This window comes from Croceitalea sp. MTPC6 (assembly GCF_036985525.1).
Taxonomy (GTDB): domain Bacteria; phylum Bacteroidota; class Bacteroidia; order Flavobacteriales; family Flavobacteriaceae; genus Croceitalea.
Genome location: NZ_BTGR01000002.1, coordinates 1 through 15,636, shown reverse-complemented (window position 1 = coordinate 15,636; position 15,636 = coordinate 1). Strand labels below are relative to the sequence as shown.

20 protein-coding genes and 1 tRNA gene are annotated in these 15,636 nt (G+C 36.3%); 6 read left to right on the top strand and 15 right to left on the bottom strand.

Annotation, left to right across the window (positions count from 1 at the left end; all coding sequences use genetic code 11):
- Positions 1–8: 8 nt before the first annotated feature.
- The 4 genes from AACP56_RS04440 to AACP56_RS04425 are packed head-to-tail and all read right to left on the bottom strand — an operon-like array spanning position 9 to position 2,286.
- Positions 9–344, bottom strand: a complete 336-nt coding sequence (locus AACP56_RS04440) for a hypothetical protein (protein WP_339336220.1) — start codon at positions 342–344, stop codon at positions 9–11.
- A 17-nt stretch (positions 345–361) separates the two neighbouring features.
- Positions 362–1,030 (bottom strand): CPBP family intramembrane glutamic endopeptidase, encoded by a 669-nt coding sequence (locus AACP56_RS04435; protein WP_339336218.1) that lies wholly within the window; start codon positions 1,028–1,030, stop codon positions 362–364.
- Between the two features lie 6 nt (positions 1,031–1,036).
- The gene (locus tag AACP56_RS04430) at positions 1,037–1,405 is read right to left on the bottom strand and encodes a DoxX family protein (RefSeq protein ID WP_339336216.1); all 369 of its coding nucleotides are present in this window, start codon (positions 1,403–1,405) and stop codon (positions 1,037–1,039) included.
- An 11-nt stretch (positions 1,406–1,416) separates the two neighbouring features.
- Complete coding sequence (locus AACP56_RS04425; protein ID WP_339336214.1) at positions 1,417–2,286, bottom strand: TolB family protein; 870 nt, start codon at positions 2,284–2,286, stop codon at positions 1,417–1,419.
- Between the two features lie 149 nt (positions 2,287–2,435).
- On the opposite strand from AACP56_RS04425, the gene AACP56_RS04420 reads away from it, so the two are divergent.
- The gene (locus AACP56_RS04420) at positions 2,436–2,966 is read left to right on the top strand and encodes a hypothetical protein (RefSeq protein WP_339336212.1); all 531 of its coding nucleotides are present in this window, start codon (positions 2,436–2,438) and stop codon (positions 2,964–2,966) included.
- Between the two features lie 285 nt (positions 2,967–3,251).
- Here AACP56_RS04420 and AACP56_RS04415 read toward each other — a convergent pair whose 3' ends face one another.
- The 9 genes from AACP56_RS04415 to mce form a co-directional block, all read right to left on the bottom strand.
- Positions 3,252–4,253: an alpha/beta fold hydrolase gene (locus AACP56_RS04415; protein ID WP_339336210.1), complete on the bottom strand. Its 1,002-nt coding sequence runs from the start codon at positions 4,251–4,253 to the stop codon at positions 3,252–3,254.
- Complete coding sequence (locus AACP56_RS04410; protein ID WP_339336208.1) at positions 4,250–4,615, bottom strand: VOC family protein; 366 nt, start codon at positions 4,613–4,615, stop codon at positions 4,250–4,252. Before AACP56_RS04410 ends, AACP56_RS04415 begins: the two co-directional genes overlap by 4 nt.
- A gap of 9 nt (positions 4,616–4,624) precedes the next feature.
- Positions 4,625–5,485, bottom strand: a complete 861-nt coding sequence (locus tag AACP56_RS04405; RefSeq protein WP_339336206.1) for a TolB family protein — start codon at positions 5,483–5,485, stop codon at positions 4,625–4,627.
- A 105-nt stretch (positions 5,486–5,590) separates the two neighbouring features.
- On the bottom strand, positions 5,591–6,409 hold the full coding sequence (locus AACP56_RS04400) for a relaxase/mobilization nuclease domain-containing protein (protein ID WP_339336204.1): 819 nt from the start codon (positions 6,407–6,409) through the stop codon (positions 5,591–5,593).
- Positions 6,367–6,663 carry a mobilization protein MbpA gene (gene mbpA / locus AACP56_RS04395; RefSeq protein WP_339336202.1) on the bottom strand — a complete coding sequence of 99 codons (297 nt, stop codon included), beginning with the start codon at positions 6,661–6,663 and terminating at the stop codon, positions 6,367–6,369. The genes AACP56_RS04400 and mbpA overlap by 43 nt, the downstream gene beginning before the upstream one ends.
- Positions 6,660–7,610 (bottom strand): toprim domain-containing protein, encoded by a 951-nt coding sequence (locus tag AACP56_RS04390; protein WP_339336200.1) that lies wholly within the window; start codon positions 7,608–7,610, stop codon positions 6,660–6,662. The genes mbpA and AACP56_RS04390 overlap by 4 nt, the downstream gene beginning before the upstream one ends.
- Positions 7,611–7,621: 11 nt before the next feature.
- Positions 7,622–7,909 carry a helix-turn-helix transcriptional regulator gene (locus AACP56_RS04385; RefSeq protein WP_339336197.1) on the bottom strand — a complete coding sequence of 96 codons (288 nt, stop codon included), beginning with the start codon at positions 7,907–7,909 and terminating at the stop codon, positions 7,622–7,624.
- A gap of 372 nt (positions 7,910–8,281) precedes the next feature.
- Positions 8,282–8,355: transfer RNA gene (locus tag AACP56_RS04380), tRNA-Ile, on the bottom strand.
- Between the two features lie 35 nt (positions 8,356–8,390).
- Positions 8,391–8,822: a methylmalonyl-CoA epimerase gene (gene mce, locus AACP56_RS04375; protein ID WP_339336195.1), complete on the bottom strand. Its 432-nt coding sequence runs from the start codon at positions 8,820–8,822 to the stop codon at positions 8,391–8,393.
- Between the two features lie 40 nt (positions 8,823–8,862).
- On the opposite strand from mce, the gene rbfA reads away from it, so the two are divergent.
- Both rbfA and AACP56_RS04365 read left to right on the top strand, forming a co-directional pair.
- Positions 8,863–9,255: a 30S ribosome-binding factor RbfA gene (rbfA, locus tag AACP56_RS04370; RefSeq protein WP_339336193.1), complete on the top strand. Its 393-nt coding sequence runs from the start codon at positions 8,863–8,865 to the stop codon at positions 9,253–9,255.
- A 2-nt stretch (positions 9,256–9,257) separates the two neighbouring features.
- Positions 9,258–10,466 (top strand): ABC transporter permease, encoded by a 1,209-nt coding sequence (locus AACP56_RS04365; RefSeq protein ID WP_339336191.1) that lies wholly within the window; start codon positions 9,258–9,260, stop codon positions 10,464–10,466.
- A 4-nt stretch (positions 10,467–10,470) separates the two neighbouring features.
- Here AACP56_RS04365 and dusB read toward each other — a convergent pair whose 3' ends face one another.
- On the bottom strand, positions 10,471–11,463 hold the full coding sequence (gene dusB / locus AACP56_RS04360; protein WP_339336189.1) for a tRNA dihydrouridine synthase DusB: 993 nt from the start codon (positions 11,461–11,463) through the stop codon (positions 10,471–10,473).
- A 76-nt stretch (positions 11,464–11,539) separates the two neighbouring features.
- On the opposite strand from dusB, the gene AACP56_RS04355 reads away from it, so the two are divergent.
- The 3 genes from AACP56_RS04355 (at position 11,540) to AACP56_RS04345 (ending at position 14,059) form a co-directional block, all read left to right on the top strand.
- Positions 11,540–12,298, top strand: coding sequence for a prolipoprotein diacylglyceryl transferase (locus tag AACP56_RS04355; RefSeq protein WP_339336186.1), 759 nt, complete (start codon positions 11,540–11,542; stop codon positions 12,296–12,298).
- A complete protein-coding gene (locus AACP56_RS04350; protein ID WP_339336183.1) occupies positions 12,270–13,664 on the top strand; it encodes a radical SAM protein in 1,395 nt (464 codons plus the stop codon). Before AACP56_RS04355 ends, AACP56_RS04350 begins: the two co-directional genes overlap by 29 nt.
- Positions 13,665–13,849: 185 nt before the next feature.
- Positions 13,850–14,059, top strand: coding sequence for a hypothetical protein (locus tag AACP56_RS04345; protein WP_339336181.1), 210 nt, complete (start codon positions 13,850–13,852; stop codon positions 14,057–14,059).
- A 2-nt stretch (positions 14,060–14,061) separates the two neighbouring features.
- Here the strand turns inward: AACP56_RS04345 and AACP56_RS04340 are convergent.
- Positions 14,062–15,636 (bottom strand): outer membrane beta-barrel family protein (locus AACP56_RS04340; RefSeq protein ID WP_339339850.1); only part of this gene is annotated, 1,575 nt, incomplete at its 5' end.

Here is a 15,636-nt window from a genome sequence, read left to right as displayed (position 1 = left end):
TAGTACATCTAGATTTCCATAAAAACATTAGTGCCAGTATCATTTGAGTTTTCTGTTTGCATTTTAAAGCTTTCAGTCATCATTATTTTGCTTGTATTGGGATCTTTCGAAAGCCTGCATTTTGATATACCGTGGTCTGTTTCACCTGTTATTCTAAGCTGGCAATAACTAAATTTTAAAATAGAATCTTCTAGTAAACCTACTAGATATCCCTTTTTAATTTTTCCACCAAAATAGCTAGCGTCTACTGTTTTACCGCTTTGTTTGAAATGGAAAATAGTCTCTTGATTTACTATCCCATCTTTAGCCGTTTTAGTTACATTCATCTTTATGTTGTTCAACATCACCTATTGTTTAAAAATTATGCCCCCATAAAATCTTCTAAAAATGAAAGTGTATCTATGATACCGTGAGCAATAATCAAAGGCCAAAGATTCCTGCCAAACCTTATGTAAAGAATACCCAGAACAATGGCAACCGTAAAGATGGTAAGACCGCCAACGATTCCCCTGTTGTAGAAATGGACCAGCCCAAATAGAAATGCCTGTGCAATAATGGCCAAGACTGTTGCCCACTTACTACGGTCAAAAAGTTTTTCAAAATTATTGAGTAGAAATCCCCTAAAAATCATTTCTTCAAAAAAGCCACCAACGACCCACCCAATGACGACCCACATCACGAACATTGGAATGTTACCTTCCATACCTTCAAACCTAGTCTGGGCAATTGCGTTGCTATCAAACAAAGAACCGAATACCTTACTGGCCAATACACCCGCTGCAATAGTAAGAACCATAACCAAGAGTACTTTCCAAAGCAGTCTTAGCGGTTTTTTCGGCTTTAAAAGGCCATACTCAGACCATTGCTGTTTTGAACTTTTGATAAGCACTGTACAAAGTATGATTAGTATAGTAGCTGTTATAGGGCCTGAGTAATCGGGTAAAAACTGATAGGTCAACCTGTTTAGAAAGCAGCCAGAGAGTACTACAATCCATAAATTCAAGGATGCTTTATTCTGTGTGTTTAGCATAATAGTTTAATTTACAGGCTTCAACTTTTGTAATGTCTTATTGGTAAAAAATAAACCTACAGTTATTCCCAATATGACAAGGTTTACTATAATAAAATGGTTTTCATCATTTACAAAATGCGTAATTATTGCCCCAAGCATTAAGAGTGCCAGCATAAACAATCCCATTTTTATGTTTTTGAATAGTAGAAACACTATCAGCAATTCATATAAAGCAATTGAATACATAATGAAATAAGGGAAGCCCCAATTAGCTGCATTTTCGAGATGTGCTTCAATCTTAAAAAACTTACCAATGGCTGATGCCAAAAGAATCAGGCAAAGTAGCCCTAATTGTAACCAAAATAGAACTTTGAAAATCATTTTTTTCTTCATAATTATTTATTTTAAAATGAGTAAAAGTGTGGTTCGTAATCCCTAGAGGACGAATCAACAATTTTTCTTATTTGTCTTGATTGATAGTCTAGGTAAATGATGTCCCAATCATTATGATTCTTCTCTTCTGAAGCATAGAGAATACCCTTGACCCCTTTTTTATCATAGACGTAACACGGTTTAAAACCATCACCACTAAAGTTGGTCAGTTGTTTTTGATTAGTACCATCGCGGTTCATTTCCCAGATTTCAGAACGACCTGTCCGCTCTGAATGAAAGAGAATTTTATCCCCTTTTTTATTGAACGTAGCCCAACCGTCACGTCCTTTGGCTTGGGTGAGTTGAGTGACTTTTTTAGTCTTAACGTCTATCTTAAAGACTTCTTCGTTTCCATTTTTTTCACCACTATATACTACATATTTTCCGTCTTTTGAAAATGATGGCCGCCAGTCGTCATAATCATTATCCGTAAGCTGTTCAACCTTTCCGGTCTTTAAATTCTGAATGAAAATTTCATCGTCACCATTTCCTTCCCTGTTCGAATAAAATACCAGACTTTTACCATCGGGTGACCAGTTTCCACCGCCTTCATTGAAATTGTTGTTCGAGAAATTCTGCTCATTGCTGCCGTCTATCTCAATGGTATAGATTTGATACTTTCCGTCTCTTTCTGATTCAAAGGCAATGGTTTTGCCATCTGGCGATAGTTTGGGCCTTCTATTATCGTCCTTAAACGTTAGCTGTTTAATGTTACCATTATTGAAAGTATAAATCTGACTGTACCCTGTTTGCTTTGAGACAAAGACAAATTTATCAATTGGGTTTTGACCGAATATTGATAATGTACTTGCAAGTGTAACTGCTAATGGAAATATTTTCATAGCTAACAAACATCGTGTTTTTTGTAGCTGCTTTTTGTCCCATTGCGCAAAGCTTTATTTCAACTTATAAGATGACATTAAACCCTCTTACTTAAATGGGGCATCATTATCTAACTACTCTATTTTTGAGCCTCAAACAATTTTAGAATATGAAACACATAAAGACCTTACTGAGACTTTTTGTTATTCTTTTTTCCTCTTCAATGGTATTTGCCCAATCTGAAGGACTTAAGAAAATTGATTTTTTTATTGGCGAATGGGCAATTGAGTCGGTTGATATACGTACTGATGGCAGCTTTAAAAAGGGTAGGGCAAAATCTCAGGTTAAATACATATTGGACGGTTACGCAATGCAAGATGATTATTTGACACTTGATGAAAATGACAACATCGTTTTCCGGGGGACTAGTATTAGAAGTTACAATCCAGGGTCTGGAAAATTCCAAATCGTGTGGATAATGCCAGGGTATAAAGGCTTAACGGATATTGTTGCTGAATGGAAAGATGGAAAATTGATAAGTACTGGAAAAGGGTATGATTACCAAGGCGGTTTCTTGGAACGCTTTGAATACTATGACATTCAAAAAGACTCTTATAAATTTAAAATGGACAGGTCTTATAACAATGGAAAGACTTGGATAGAAAAGTTTGCCCGTTTTACTGCAACCAGAATTAAATAAAAAATGAACTAAAATGATTGTAAAATTAAAAAAATGTATGCGCTGTTTAATTCTACTTATTGGTTTTTAAGCCTTTTGTTTCCGATAAGATTATTAAAAATATTGAAACTAAAGATTAAAATTTAAGGAGAAGCTGACCAAATCAATAATTAGATTGGCGCTTTTAACTACCAGCTTTATTTTTTGGAACCATTATTTGATAGGGTTTTATTATTAATATTAAAATGACAATCTTGCTATAAGATTATATTGAAAGTATTAAAATGAAAAATTAAAACAAATCAATTAGTTTATGTTATTAATAGTTTTGTCATTGAAGAATTCGTTAGTCATTTTAAGTGTCAATGCATTGACTTCAATGTGAGGCATATGCCCAATACTATCCAATAAGACCATTCGGGCGTTAGGCATTTCATCGACTATTTTTTGTGAATATTTCGTTGGTATCGGGTCATATTTACCGTGTATGACCAATAATTGATTCTTCAGAGCTGTCAATTCAGGGTAGAAATTAAAATCTTTATCTCTTAATTCTTTCCAAACCATAACATTTACCTTGGTTTGTAACTTTGCTGTTCTTACATCAATATTAGAATTAAACTTTTTTAAGATGGTTGAATCTTTAACATAGGCCTTATATAATAATTTGCCTTGCTTATCTTTAATTTTAGTAATGTTGTCATCCGTTATGGATTTTTCTAAAGCTTGAAATTGATTAAAATCATCCTGATTTAATCTTTCACTAATGCCTTTGTTTAAATCTGCAAGAAAAGCTTCTTCCAGACCAGCTGTACCGATGAGAACTATTTTATCAACCCTTTTAGGATTTTCTATTGTGTACATCATACTTAATAACCCACCCCAAGAAACGCCTAACAAATTAAATTTTTCTAATTTCAGACTGTCAGATAAGACACTTATATCATTGACGAATTGAGCTATATTGATTTCAGATTCGTTAATATTGCACTCGGATTTTCCCGTTCCTCTTTGGTCAAAGAATATCATTCTATGGTTTTTGCCCAAATCTTTTAAATAAAGATAATCGTGATTGAAGTAACCACCAGGACCACCGTGCAAAACAACAATGGGCTCACCTTGCCCAATGGACTTGTAAAATAACGTCGCATTGCCTGATTTCACGTAGCCAGAGTCTATCTGAACTGTTCCAGCATAATCCGGCACTCTTTCCTTGCTTTCTTTGGTATTATTACAACTTAATAGCGTAATCACTAATACTATTGAAAAAAGTGTTTTGAATAAGGTGAGAGATTGTTCTTGTTTCATTTTAGTTCTTGTCCAAAAGTTATTCTATGTCCATCAATGGTTTTTAAGGGGAACTCACGCATTCCCCAGGGTTTGTCTTCCGGTGCGTGCCTAATTTGAGCACCTTTAGATGAAAATTCATTGTAGATGGCATCGATATTGTCAACCTCAATGTAGGCGAAATAAGAGTGGTCGCCCAATTCAGAAGGTGGGATGGCGTCTTTGCATTCACCAAGCATCAACATACAACCATCTCGTTCTGCAAAACGCCATCCTGGGTCACCAATCTTATAAACATCAAAACCCAACACTTCTGAATAGAATTTAGCGGATTTTTCTAAGTCGTGTACTGCTAAAACGTATCTTGATTTAATAATCAGCAATTTTAAACATTAATTCGACGGTATCCATTCAGGTTCACCGTGGTAAGCATCAGCCGTGGTCAATTGCTTTTCATTTTTACCATTTATGTCTATGGTATATAAATGGTCTTTACCATTTCTTTTGGCGTGGAATACTATTTTTTTCCCATTTGGCGAAACATCAATTTCTTGATAGAATTTCTTGTCATTTGTTATTTGGTGCTTCTTCTGTGATTCAATACCAATGGAAAAAATATCGTTGTGCTCATTATCTCTTTCATCTGAATAATGGTAGGTATAAACTATGGTTTTGGAATCTGGCATCCACGAGGTGTATTTTTCACTTTTCTCTGAATTGGTCAATCTCTTTGATTTGCCAGAAGCCAAATCAAAAACATATAGTTCATTGTTACCATCCCTATCGGAAATGAAACTAAAATGTTTGCCATCGGGTGACCAATCTGGTCTGCCATTATAGGAAGGATTTGAAACTAAAAGATTGTTGGTTTCTTTTTTTGGGTCAAACAAACCAATGTATCTGTTCTTATTATCTTTTAAGGTGTAGAGTGCTTTGGTTCCATCTGGGGAAAGGATAAACTCTTCCATACCCTTGGTGTCGAGCTCAACTTGCTTTCCATCTTTATCAACTGCCTTGATTGAAAACTTGTTGAGGGTATCATTAGAGTTGTGAATGATGGCTTGAATTTTCTCATTCCATTTAGGCGACCAATCCCAGCCTTTGTTTATAGTAAGTTGTTTTTGGTTTTTTCCATATTCATCAATGATATAAATATCAAAGTTTCCGGATTGGTTAGTTAAATACGCTATCCTGTGTTGTGCAAAAAGAGTAGAACAAAATAATAATAGAGCAATGGAATTAAGTGCTTTCATAAATTTTTTCTTTAAAGATAAAGAAGTGCCCAAAATCAGTATTCAAGTGAAATAATCCATTTGTCCTAAACTATAAGATGATAGTAAATTTTATAATTTTCCTTGTCAAGAAGCCTTTAAGCCTTTCCTTTTTTTCTTCTTAGGGGTGTTCATATTTTCCTGTTCATTTTCCTCTATTTGGTTTCCTAGGTTTTTGAACGACAACAATCTGGATATTTCACTTCCTTTAAAATTATCATTACCATACTGGAACCGAAAACCCTGTAGTTCTTTTTGGCTATTGAAAGAAGGAATGACCTTGATGTCCTTCTCTCTCATTTTTGCAATGTACACTTCAAAAGAAGTTGGCCTTTTGGTGAGCATGACCCAGTCATGGGCTAGTTTAATACTAGTTTTTGTAGTAACTGAGTTTCTGTTCTTTTCTTCCTGTATCTGTTTAGCAGTGGTCAACCCCGCGGTCAGGGCAACCTTCTCCGCTGCCCGCTGCGCCTTTTTTCCAATGTAGTTGTCCTTATATGCCTTGCCGTTGAAATCGATTCGGTTCACATAAATATGGATGTGGAGGTGTGCCTTGTCTTGATGTAGAAAACCAATCGCTTGGTGCTCTTCCAGCCTCATTTCCTTTAGAAAGGCTTGTGATAAGTATTTCAGTTTATGAAAACCCAGTTTGTCCCTATCGGTTATTGCAGGACTGAGCACGAAACTAAAGGTGTTCTTTTTGCACCTTTTGTTCATGGCCTGCACCATTTGGAACTCCTTGGTGATTTCCTTCGGGTCCAACCCGACAATGTACTGTCTTAATACCACCTTGGCATCCTTCTCTTGGTTCCAGCCATAACCAAGTGATGCCTTGGTGTGGGATATGGATTTGCCCAGGCCTATCATGGCCGGAACCTCTCTAAATGTTTCCTTATCGTAGCGCACAGTTTTTTTGCCTCCATCGATAAGTTCGGATTTCGTTTGCTGAACATATTGGAGAGCAGCCTAAAATTGTTATGGTACATTGCCAAGGTCTTGTATTGTTCCACTTCATCATCGGTCAATCTTCTAAAAAGCTTTTGTCTTAATGCCGTACTTCTGCAATACTCGCTCAAGGTCAATCCCGTGCTTTCCGCTTTTTTTCTCATCAGCAGTTTCTCCTTATGGGTGCACCTAAATTTTACCAAGGCCTCCTTCATGGCCTTTTCCCTTTTCGACCTTTGGGAGAAAAGCAAGGTGGTCTTTGTGTGCACAAAGACACATCTTGAATTGCAGAACGAAACCGTCGGTCTCCCAAACCAGCCCTGAATACATTTACATCCTTATGTGCCTTATATAAATGGGATTCGTCAATACCATTCTTGGTGTTTGCCATAAGCTCCGTTGTTGCTTTTTTGCCCGTATCATCATTATCCAAGAACAGCTGTGCCGTTGTATATTCCTTAATGATAGGTATAGTTCTTTTGGTAAAGGCCGTGGAGTTCATCACCAAAATATCATGGGTCTTCTCAAGGCTTGGGTTAAGCTCCAAAAGGGACAACATATCGAACATCCCTTCGGTAACAATCAACTTTTTCTTTCCATTCTTTAAAAAGGTAACATCCTTGGGGCTAGCTGAATTTTTAAAATATTTATTCCGAAGCTCCCATCCTCCCGAACGGTTTTCAAGTCCTATGGAGAAATGACTCCTTCCATCTATTTTGTAGATGACTTCTTTACAATATTGTCTCGCAAGGTGTAATGGAATATATCTTTCCATTAAATACTCAATTAATGCTGGATGGTTGATTTTCTTGATGTCCAAAATCTCGATTCCCTTCTTTTCGTACATTACATTTATGGGAAGTGGAGGCATTGAAATTTTAAAATGTTCTCTCGATAAAATTTTGAGTGCTTGCTTTACATCTACATTCGCCATCAGACAGACCAGGTCTATCACATTACCTCCCTTACCGATACCATGGTCGTACCATCTGTTCAGGTTTTTGGAAACCTTAAAAGAGGCTTGGTGCTCGGAGCGCAGCGGACTGAGGTACCAAGCTTCTTTTGTATTCTCCCTTTGGGGACTATGGCCGAACTTTTCGAGTACTTCCAGTACCGAAATGTTACGGGCTTCTTCGCATTTGAGTTTTTTCCTTCTCTCCATCTTCCCCAACTTTAAAACCTTCTGCTTCCTTGATAGAGCTTTCTGTCCATCTCGCGTTCGAGTTCCTTATCCGTTTTGGTGGTATTCTCCAAAAGCCATTCATCGATACGTTGCCTGTCAAAAAAAAGGGAGCGTCCCGTGGGTTTGGAAAATGGGATTCTTCGTTTCGAGGTCAGTTTGTAGATCATGCTCTGTGAGAAACCCGTGTAATTGGAAAGTTCTTTAAGGGTCAAAATCTTTTTGCTGAAGGAGAGCTTTTGCTCAATCCTGTCCAACTGCTGTTCAATCGTTGTTTTCATAGTACTTGTTTTAGAATTTCTTCTCAAGTACCCAACAAACACCACTTTTTACAAGAAAAGGTATGACAACATATGTTGCAAAAAGAGGCCAACTTTTTGTATTTCAAATTGTTTAGTAGGAAAAGATTGCAATAAGAATTCTTTTCGGCAAAACTTAATCTATATGCTCCCTTTTGCTATGAAAAAACACCAAAAAAATAAAAATTAGATGATTTTAGCCTATTAATAATTTATAAAATCAGTAGAAATACAATAAAAAATTTAATGATATAAACACATTTTTGAGAATACGGCAGCGATTGTTGTACTTATGTTGTACCGAAGAAAAAACAAGGGGCAACCGAAATCTCGGAAGCCCCGTGTTTAAAGGCGTGGTCCCACCTGGGCTCGAACCAGGGACCAACTGATTATGAGTCAGCTACTCTAACCAACTGAGCTATAGGACCCATTTTCTAGGGCAGCAAAATTAGGATATATTTTTCTATACACCAACATTTTCTTGCCCTTCATTTTTATTGATTTCTTGGCAAAGCTCTACCAATACTCCGTTTGTGGTTTTAGGGTGCAGAAAAGCGACCAGCTTATTGTCCGCGCCTTTTTTGGGCTCTTCATTCAAAACTGTAAACCCTTCATTTTTTAATCGTTCTATTTCTTGTTTAATATCTTCAACAGCAAATGCAATATGGTGCACTCCTTCTCCTCTTCGCTCTAAAAACTTAGCTATTGGACTATTCTCATTGGTTGCTTCAAGTAGTTCAATTTTATTTGGTCCAGATTTAAAAAAAGAGGTCCGTACTCCTTCCGATGCTACTTCTTCTATTTTGTAATGGGAAACTCCAAAAAGCTTCTCAAATAATTGATTAGAGGCATCTAAATCTTTAACCGCTATTCCTATGTGTTCTATCTTTTCCATTTCTCGGCTAAGATAGCATTATTAGCTTATTTTTGCAGTTATGGAAACACAGCGCCAGAAAAAAATAGCAGGAATTATTCAAAAAGATATGGCAGAAGTGCTACAAAGGGCAGCTACTGATGGTGGCTTAAAAGGCACTATAATTTCCGTCTCAAAAGTTTATATTACCTCAGATTTATCTATAGCAAAGGTATATGTGAGTATTTTTCCCAATGATAAGGCCGCTGAACTGTTGGAAGGTATGAAATCCAATGAGCCACTCATAAAACATGAACTGGCGCAGCGAACAAAAAATCAGCTGCGTCGTGTTCCCCATTTGAATTTTTATTTGGACGATTCCCTTGATTATATTGATGGGATTGAAAAATCCTTAGAAGGTGATGAAAACCCCATCGAGAACAGAGATTTGCTTGATAAACGAAAGAAATCTTAAAATTGAACTTTTCTTTTTACATCGCCAAGCGGTATTTGCGTTCTAAAAGTAGCCAAAGCGCGGTGAATATCATCAACTTTATCACATTTTTAGTAATTGTAATAGGCTCTGCTGCTCTTTTTGTTGTGCTTTCCGCTTTTGCAGGATTAAAAACATTTAGCCTTCAATTTACTAACACTTTTGACCCCGATTTAAAAGCAATTCCTACTACTGGAAAGTTTTTTTCTATTTCCCCGGAAAATGAAAAATCACTATCACAATTAGAAGGAATAGCAAACTATTCTAAAGAAATAGAGGAGCGCGTGTATCTCACTTTTCGTGAAAAAGGTGATTTAGCTTATATAAAAGGAGTTGATGAAAACTACCGCTCAGTTACAGGGATTGATAGTACTTTATACTTTGGGAATTGGGGCGTAACAGAATATAATGCAGTGTTGGGCATTGGCATTTATAATTCCCTTGGAGTTCCTATGAAAAATTATAGAACCCCATTACAGGTTCTTGCGCCAAAACCAGGAAAGGGTTCATTCTCGCCTCAATCCTTGAATACAAAACTATACAATGATTTGCCCCTAGTTATAAGCGGGGTTTATGCTATTGAAGAGGGTTTAGACAAAAAATATGTGATTGCACAGCTCCATTTAGTACAAGGGCTTTTGGAAAAAGACAGCACTAAAGTCTCTGGAGTTAATTTTAAACTTAATGGAAGTATTCCATTGGAAGATGCTCGTTTAAATATAAAAAATGCCCTTGGTGAAAAAGCAATTGTTCTAACTCGGCGTGAACTAAATGGTACACTTTATAAAATGCTGAATACTGAAAATCTTGCTACATATTTAATTTTTACTTTGGTTTTAATCATTGCCTTGTTCAATGTTGTTGGTGCAATCATAATGATGATTTTGGACAAACAACAAAACTCCAAAACCTTCTTTGCTTTAGGGACAACAATTAAAGAACTTCGACGAATCTATTTTGTACAAGGGGTATCTGTAACTACTATTGGTGGATTAATTGGAGTCCTAATTGGTTCCATTCTAATTGGTTCCCAACTAGCGTTCGAATGGTTAAAAATCACTCCATCACTAGCTTATCCTGTAGAGTATAGTTTTGCAAATGTGCTAGTAGTCTTAGCTACAATTGTGGTCTTAGGTTTGATTTCTTCAAGAATTGCAAGCAGTAGAATCAGTAAAAAATTGGTGGAGCTATAATTGGTTAAGCAAATTCATAATCCCCAAATTTTTCCAAAACTTCATCAAAAGCGGCAAACACATCGGTAGCTTCATCACTAGTGACCATTTTCATTCGGTATTCTTTAAAGTTAGGAATGCCTTTAAAGTAATTGGTATAATGCCTTCGTGTTTCAAAAACTCCAAGTTTTTCACCCTTCCAATCAATGGACATTTGTAAATGTCTTCTAGCTGCTTCAACACGCTCTAACATAGTTGGTGGAGCCAAGTGGGTGCCTGTTCTAAAATAATGTTTTACTTCCTTAAAAAACCACGGATAACCAATGCTTGCCCTACCTATCATTGCGCCATCCAAGCCATAATCGTCACGCATTCTCATAGCAGCTTCTGGGGAATCCACATCTCCATTGCCAAATACTGGTATATGCATTCTTTGGTTGTTTTTCACCTCTGCAATTGGTTTCCAGTTTGCACTTCCTTTGTACATCTGGGCTCTTGTGCGCCCATGTATGGCAATGGCCTTACACCCCACATCCTGCAAACGTTCGGCAACCTCAACAATTTTAATGGAGTCATCATCCCATCCCAATCGCGTTTTGACAGTTACAGGGAGCTTGGTATGCTCCACCATTGCTTTAGTAAGCGAAACCATTAAATCGATATCCTTTAAAATCCCCGCTCCAGCTCCTTTAGAGACCACCTTCTTTACTGGGCAACCAAAATTAATATCAATTATATCCGGTCCTGATTTTTCTACAATCTCTACAGATTGCAACATGGAATCTAGGTTAGCACCAAAAATCTGAATCCCTACCGGACGCTCTTTTTCATAAATGTCCAACTTCATAACACTTTTAGCGGCATCACGAATCAATCCTTCAGAAGAAATGAACTCGGTATACACTACATCGGCACCCTGTTCTTTGCACAGCGCACGAAAGGGAGGGTCGCTTACATCTTCCATAGGTGCAAGAAGTAAGGGAAATTCAGGAAGCTGTATGTCTCCTATTTTTGGCATGGGGCAAATTTACGACATCCTAATAAGCTGATAAAATAGCAAATGAAGCTATATTCGTTGTGAATACCACATAACTATGCTGCCCTTTGAACCTATTATTTTCGGTGTAAAAATTAACGTTCACCTTATACTGGAATATCTTGCGTTTTTTATTGGGTTTAGATATTATGTTGTACTTCGCAGAATAAGTGGCGATAGCATCTCTTCCAACAACCGCCTGTCCATACTCATTGGAGCGGTGTTTGGTGCCTTGTTATTTTCCAGATTAATTGCATTTTTGGAAAATCCAGAGCTACATTATCAACAAGGCTGGCTTCATATTTTAAATAATAAAACTATAATGGGAGGTCTTTTTGGTGGGCTCTTAGGGGTGGAGCTTGCCAAGAAAATAATAGGAGAAAAACAGTCTTCTGGGGATTTGTTTACCCTTCCTATTATTTTAGGGGTTCTAGTTGGTAGAATTGGCTGTTTTCTAGCTGGAATTAAAGAGTTTACGTATGGAGAAGAAACCTCATTTTTTTTGGGAATGGATTTAGGTGATGGTATTTATAGACACCCTATTGCGCTATATGAAGTCACTTTTCTAATCATTCTTTTCATTTGTATCTTAAAGCTTTATAAGAAAAGGAAGGCTCTTGAAAGTGGAATGCTTTTTAAGATTTTTATGCTTTCATACTTCCTATTTCGTTTTTGTATTGAGTTCATAAAACCAAATACCTTTTTGATTATTGGTTTAAGCAGCATCCAATATTTATGCTTAATTTGTTTGGCATACTACTCAAAAACCTTAAAAAGAGGACTTTTATATGCCGGAAAGAAGTTACACGTATTATGATTTTACATTAAGTCTTTGTCCAGAATGTCTTCGGCGAGTAGATGCCAAAATCGTCTTTGAAAATGAGAAGGTATACATGCTCAAAAACTGCAAGGAGCATGGAAAAAGTAAAGTGTTGATAGCAGATGATATTGAATACTACAAAAACATAAGAAACTACAATAAAGCCTCAGAATATCCAAAAACTTTCAATACCAAAACACATCACGGTTGTCCTTATGACTGTGGCTTGTGCCCTGATCATGAACAGCATTCTTGCCTAACTGTAATTGAAATGACAGACAGATGTAACCTCACCTGCCCTACATGTTATGCGGGGTCTTCTCCTACCTATGGTCGCCACAGGACACTAGAGGAAATTAAAAAAATGCTGGACGTTATCGTTAAGAATGAAGGTGAGCCAGATGTGGTGCAGCTTAGTGGTGGGGAACCAACGATACATCCACAATTTTTTGAGGTTTTAGATTACGCCAAAACACTCCCCATTAGACACTTAATGGTAAATACCAACGGCATTGAAATTGCCAAAGATTTTAATTTTGCCAAAAGATTGGCAAGCTATGCTCCTGATTTTGAAATCTATCTTCAGTTCGATTCGTTGGACAATACGGTGCTCCAAACATTACGCGGTGCAGATTTAGCAGATATTCGCTTGAAAGCTTTAGCGCATTTAAACCAATTAAATCTCTCCACAACTTTAGTGGTCACTCTACAAAAAGGCTTAAATGACCATGAAATGGGCAAAACGATTGATTTTGCCCTTAAGCAAAAGTGCGTTCGCGGTGTTACTTTTCAACCCACACAGGTAGCTGGGAGGTTAGAGAATTTTGAAGTTAATGAAAATAGGATTACACTAACAGAGGTTCGTAGGAAAATTTTGGAGCAGTCCCCAATTTTTGAACCCGATGATTTAATTCCCGTTCCCTGTAATCCAGATGCATTGGTAATGGCCTACGCTCTAAAATTGGGTGATGAAGCAAGTCCTTTAACTCGTTACATTAATCCAGATGATTTGCTAAATGATGGCAAAAACACCATTATTTATGAGCAGGATGAGGCTTTACATGGTAAAATGATTGAGTTGTTCAGCACTGGGAATTCTGTGGAAAAAGCTTCTGAAAACCTAAATAGTATTATGTGCTGCTTACCAGAAATTGACGCTCCAGAATTAGGCTATGACAATTTATTCCGAATTATAATCATGCAGTTTATAGATGCACATAATTTTGACGTTAGAGCCATTAAAAAATCATGTGTACATATTGTAAACAAGGATTATAAGATTATTCCTTTTGAAACCATGAATCTATTCTATCGTGATGATAAAATTGGACGGTTGAAAGAATTACAAAACGAACCGTTATGATTATCATCTTACTCTTATTATTTGGTCCAGCACTTCTATTCTTAATGCTTGGTATGCATTATAGAGGAAAGGATAAAAAAAAATCTTCGATTTTTTTTATTCTGACTGGGGTTTATCTATTAATCAGCTTAGGAACGTGTGGAATAATGATGGCTAATTTTAGATTGCATTAAATCTTAGAAACTATGTTTTTAGAACCAGGTAATTTAGACGGGCTTATAATATTGATTTTCTTAATCATGTTTGGCCCAGCTCTTTTATTTTTAATAATTGGAATAATCTTACTTGTTAAACAGAAGAAAAAAGCGGCTAAAATTTTCTTTATCCTAACCGGAGTTTATCTTTTGATAAGTCTGGGGGTCTGTGGCATACTTGTCGGAGGTGGGCAATTATAAGTTTATTGTTCTTCGAGCCTTTCCCTTTCTTTTTTGTCAATTCCCCTTTCGTTATCCTGTAGTCTAAAGTTTCCGAAATTATATGTAAATCCTACTCTAATGAATTGAGTTTCTGGTCTTCTACGGTAAAAATTATCTTGATTTAGATATTGTGACGTGTAAGTAGGCACATATTTTTCTAAAATATCTTCGGCAGCAATTGATATTACAGCTTTATTATCCCATAGACTCTTTCTAAGACCCAATGTAAGGTTCAGCTGTTCATCAGAAATATAAGATCCAAATATAAAATTAGAGAAATAAGTTAAGGCCAGTTCTCCAGAGAAAGTACCATCCTTTGATAGCGTTAAGTAGTTTGCCAAATAAACATATATACCATCAACATCAACAGTAAATTCTTGATTTCCACTTTCTTCTGCCAAAAAAGTATTGTCTTCGTAAAAAAGCGACGTATATGCATACACATACCATGGGTCAACAATTCCTTTGCTAAAAGTTAAGTCCAGACCATAGGACACACTTTCAGTGGCATTCTGTTTTAACTCTCTTAAGGTCAAATTGGTATTGTCTTGAAAAACATAGTCACCTATTATCCTTCCATTGTTTCTGTAGTATGCATCCACAAAAAACTCACTATTGTAGGTATAGTTTAAGTTGAAGTTATTTGAAAAGCTCGGTATTAGTCCTTGATTACCCTGTTCAAAATCATTTTCATTAATAAAATTCCTAAAAGGGTTTAAATCATTATAGCGAGGTCTATCCACTTTTCTTCCATAATCAAGCGAAAAGCTGTGTTTTTCTGAAGCTGTGTATAGTAAATACAGCGATGGAAAAACTTCAAAAAAGTCTTGGGTATTAGTTTGGTTTAAAGTAAGTGATGTGCCTTGTGAATCTGTAAGTTCTCCACGCAAGCCTAATTTCATTGACCATTTTTCCCAGTTTTTTACCACGCTTAAATATCCTGCATAAACTTTTTCATCATAAAGAAAGTCATCAGATAAAGAAGTATCCACTACATCACTGCTCCCAGAAAAGTTTAAATAATCAATAGAGTTTTCTGAGTCTATGGAAGAATATTTTAATCCCGATTCAAAGGAAGCACTGCCCAAGGGTGTGGCAAAGTCCACTTGTCCAGTAAAAATTTTAATATTCTGGTCCGCATCAGTAGTAAATCCAAAATCTCGTATAAAGCTTTCATTCGCATCAAAATAGCGTGAATCTATTCTTTGCAGAAACTGTCCATCAAAATTTGTAAAATGTCCATTAAAAGATAATTGCGAACCTTCCTTATTTAATTTTTTAATATATGAGAGGTCAAAGGCTAAATTAGTGTTATCTGCTCCAATAAGATTATCAGTGACAAAGGTAGAGTCGATTTGATTTTGACCATTCCTTATATCTGTATTGAGTCTGCTGTCCCATTCCTGATTGGGGTTAAAAGATAGGTTTGAAGTGAAATTTAAACTGTTTTTATTGTCAAAATCATAATCCAAAATAAAGGTGCCATTATGTACCATAGTCTTTTTGACTTCCTCATTATTTGTGTCCCAAATGGAAAAGACCGAATTTGTATCATC

Bases quoted from the DNA above. Each gene is read 5' to 3' on its own strand.
- AACP56_RS04440 (WP_339336220.1), bottom strand. From the start codon at position 344: ATGTTGAACAACATAAAGATGAATGTAACTAAAACGGCTAAAGATGGG.
- AACP56_RS04435 (WP_339336218.1), bottom strand. From the start codon at position 1,030: ATGCTAAACACACAGAATAAAGCATCCTTGAATTTATGGATTGTAGTA.
- AACP56_RS04430 (WP_339336216.1), bottom strand. From the start codon at position 1,405: ATGAAGAAAAAAATGATTTTCAAAGTTCTATTTTGGTTACAATTAGGG.
- AACP56_RS04425 (WP_339336214.1), bottom strand. From the start codon at position 2,286: ATGAAAATATTTCCATTAGCAGTTACACTTGCAAGTACATTATCAATA.
- AACP56_RS04420 (WP_339336212.1), top strand. From the start codon at position 2,436: ATGAAACACATAAAGACCTTACTGAGACTTTTTGTTATTCTTTTTTCC.
- AACP56_RS04415 (WP_339336210.1), bottom strand. From the start codon at position 4,253: ATGAAACAAGAACAATCTCTCACCTTATTCAAAACACTTTTTTCAATA.
- AACP56_RS04405 (WP_339336206.1), bottom strand. From the start codon at position 5,485: ATGAAAGCACTTAATTCCATTGCTCTATTATTATTTTGTTCTACTCTT.
- mbpA (WP_339336202.1), bottom strand. From the start codon at position 6,663: ATGAAGGAGGCCTTGGTAAAATTTAGGTGCACCCATAAGGAGAAACTG.
- AACP56_RS04390 (WP_339336200.1), bottom strand. From the start codon at position 7,610: ATGGAGAGAAGGAAAAAACTCAAATGCGAAGAAGCCCGTAACATTTCG.
- AACP56_RS04385 (WP_339336197.1), bottom strand. From the start codon at position 7,909: ATGAAAACAACGATTGAACAGCAGTTGGACAGGATTGAGCAAAAGCTC.
- mce (WP_339336195.1), bottom strand. From the start codon at position 8,822: ATGGAAAAGATAGAACACATAGGAATAGCGGTTAAAGATTTAGATGCC.
- rbfA (WP_339336193.1), top strand. From the start codon at position 8,863: ATGGAAACACAGCGCCAGAAAAAAATAGCAGGAATTATTCAAAAAGAT.
- dusB (WP_339336189.1), bottom strand. From the start codon at position 11,463: ATGCCAAAAATAGGAGACATACAGCTTCCTGAATTTCCCTTACTTCTT.
- AACP56_RS04355 (WP_339336186.1), top strand. From the start codon at position 11,540: ATGCTGCCCTTTGAACCTATTATTTTCGGTGTAAAAATTAACGTTCAC.
- AACP56_RS04350 (WP_339336183.1), top strand. From the start codon at position 12,270: ATGCCGGAAAGAAGTTACACGTATTATGATTTTACATTAAGTCTTTGT.
- AACP56_RS04345 (WP_339336181.1), top strand. From the start codon at position 13,850: ATGTTTTTAGAACCAGGTAATTTAGACGGGCTTATAATATTGATTTTC.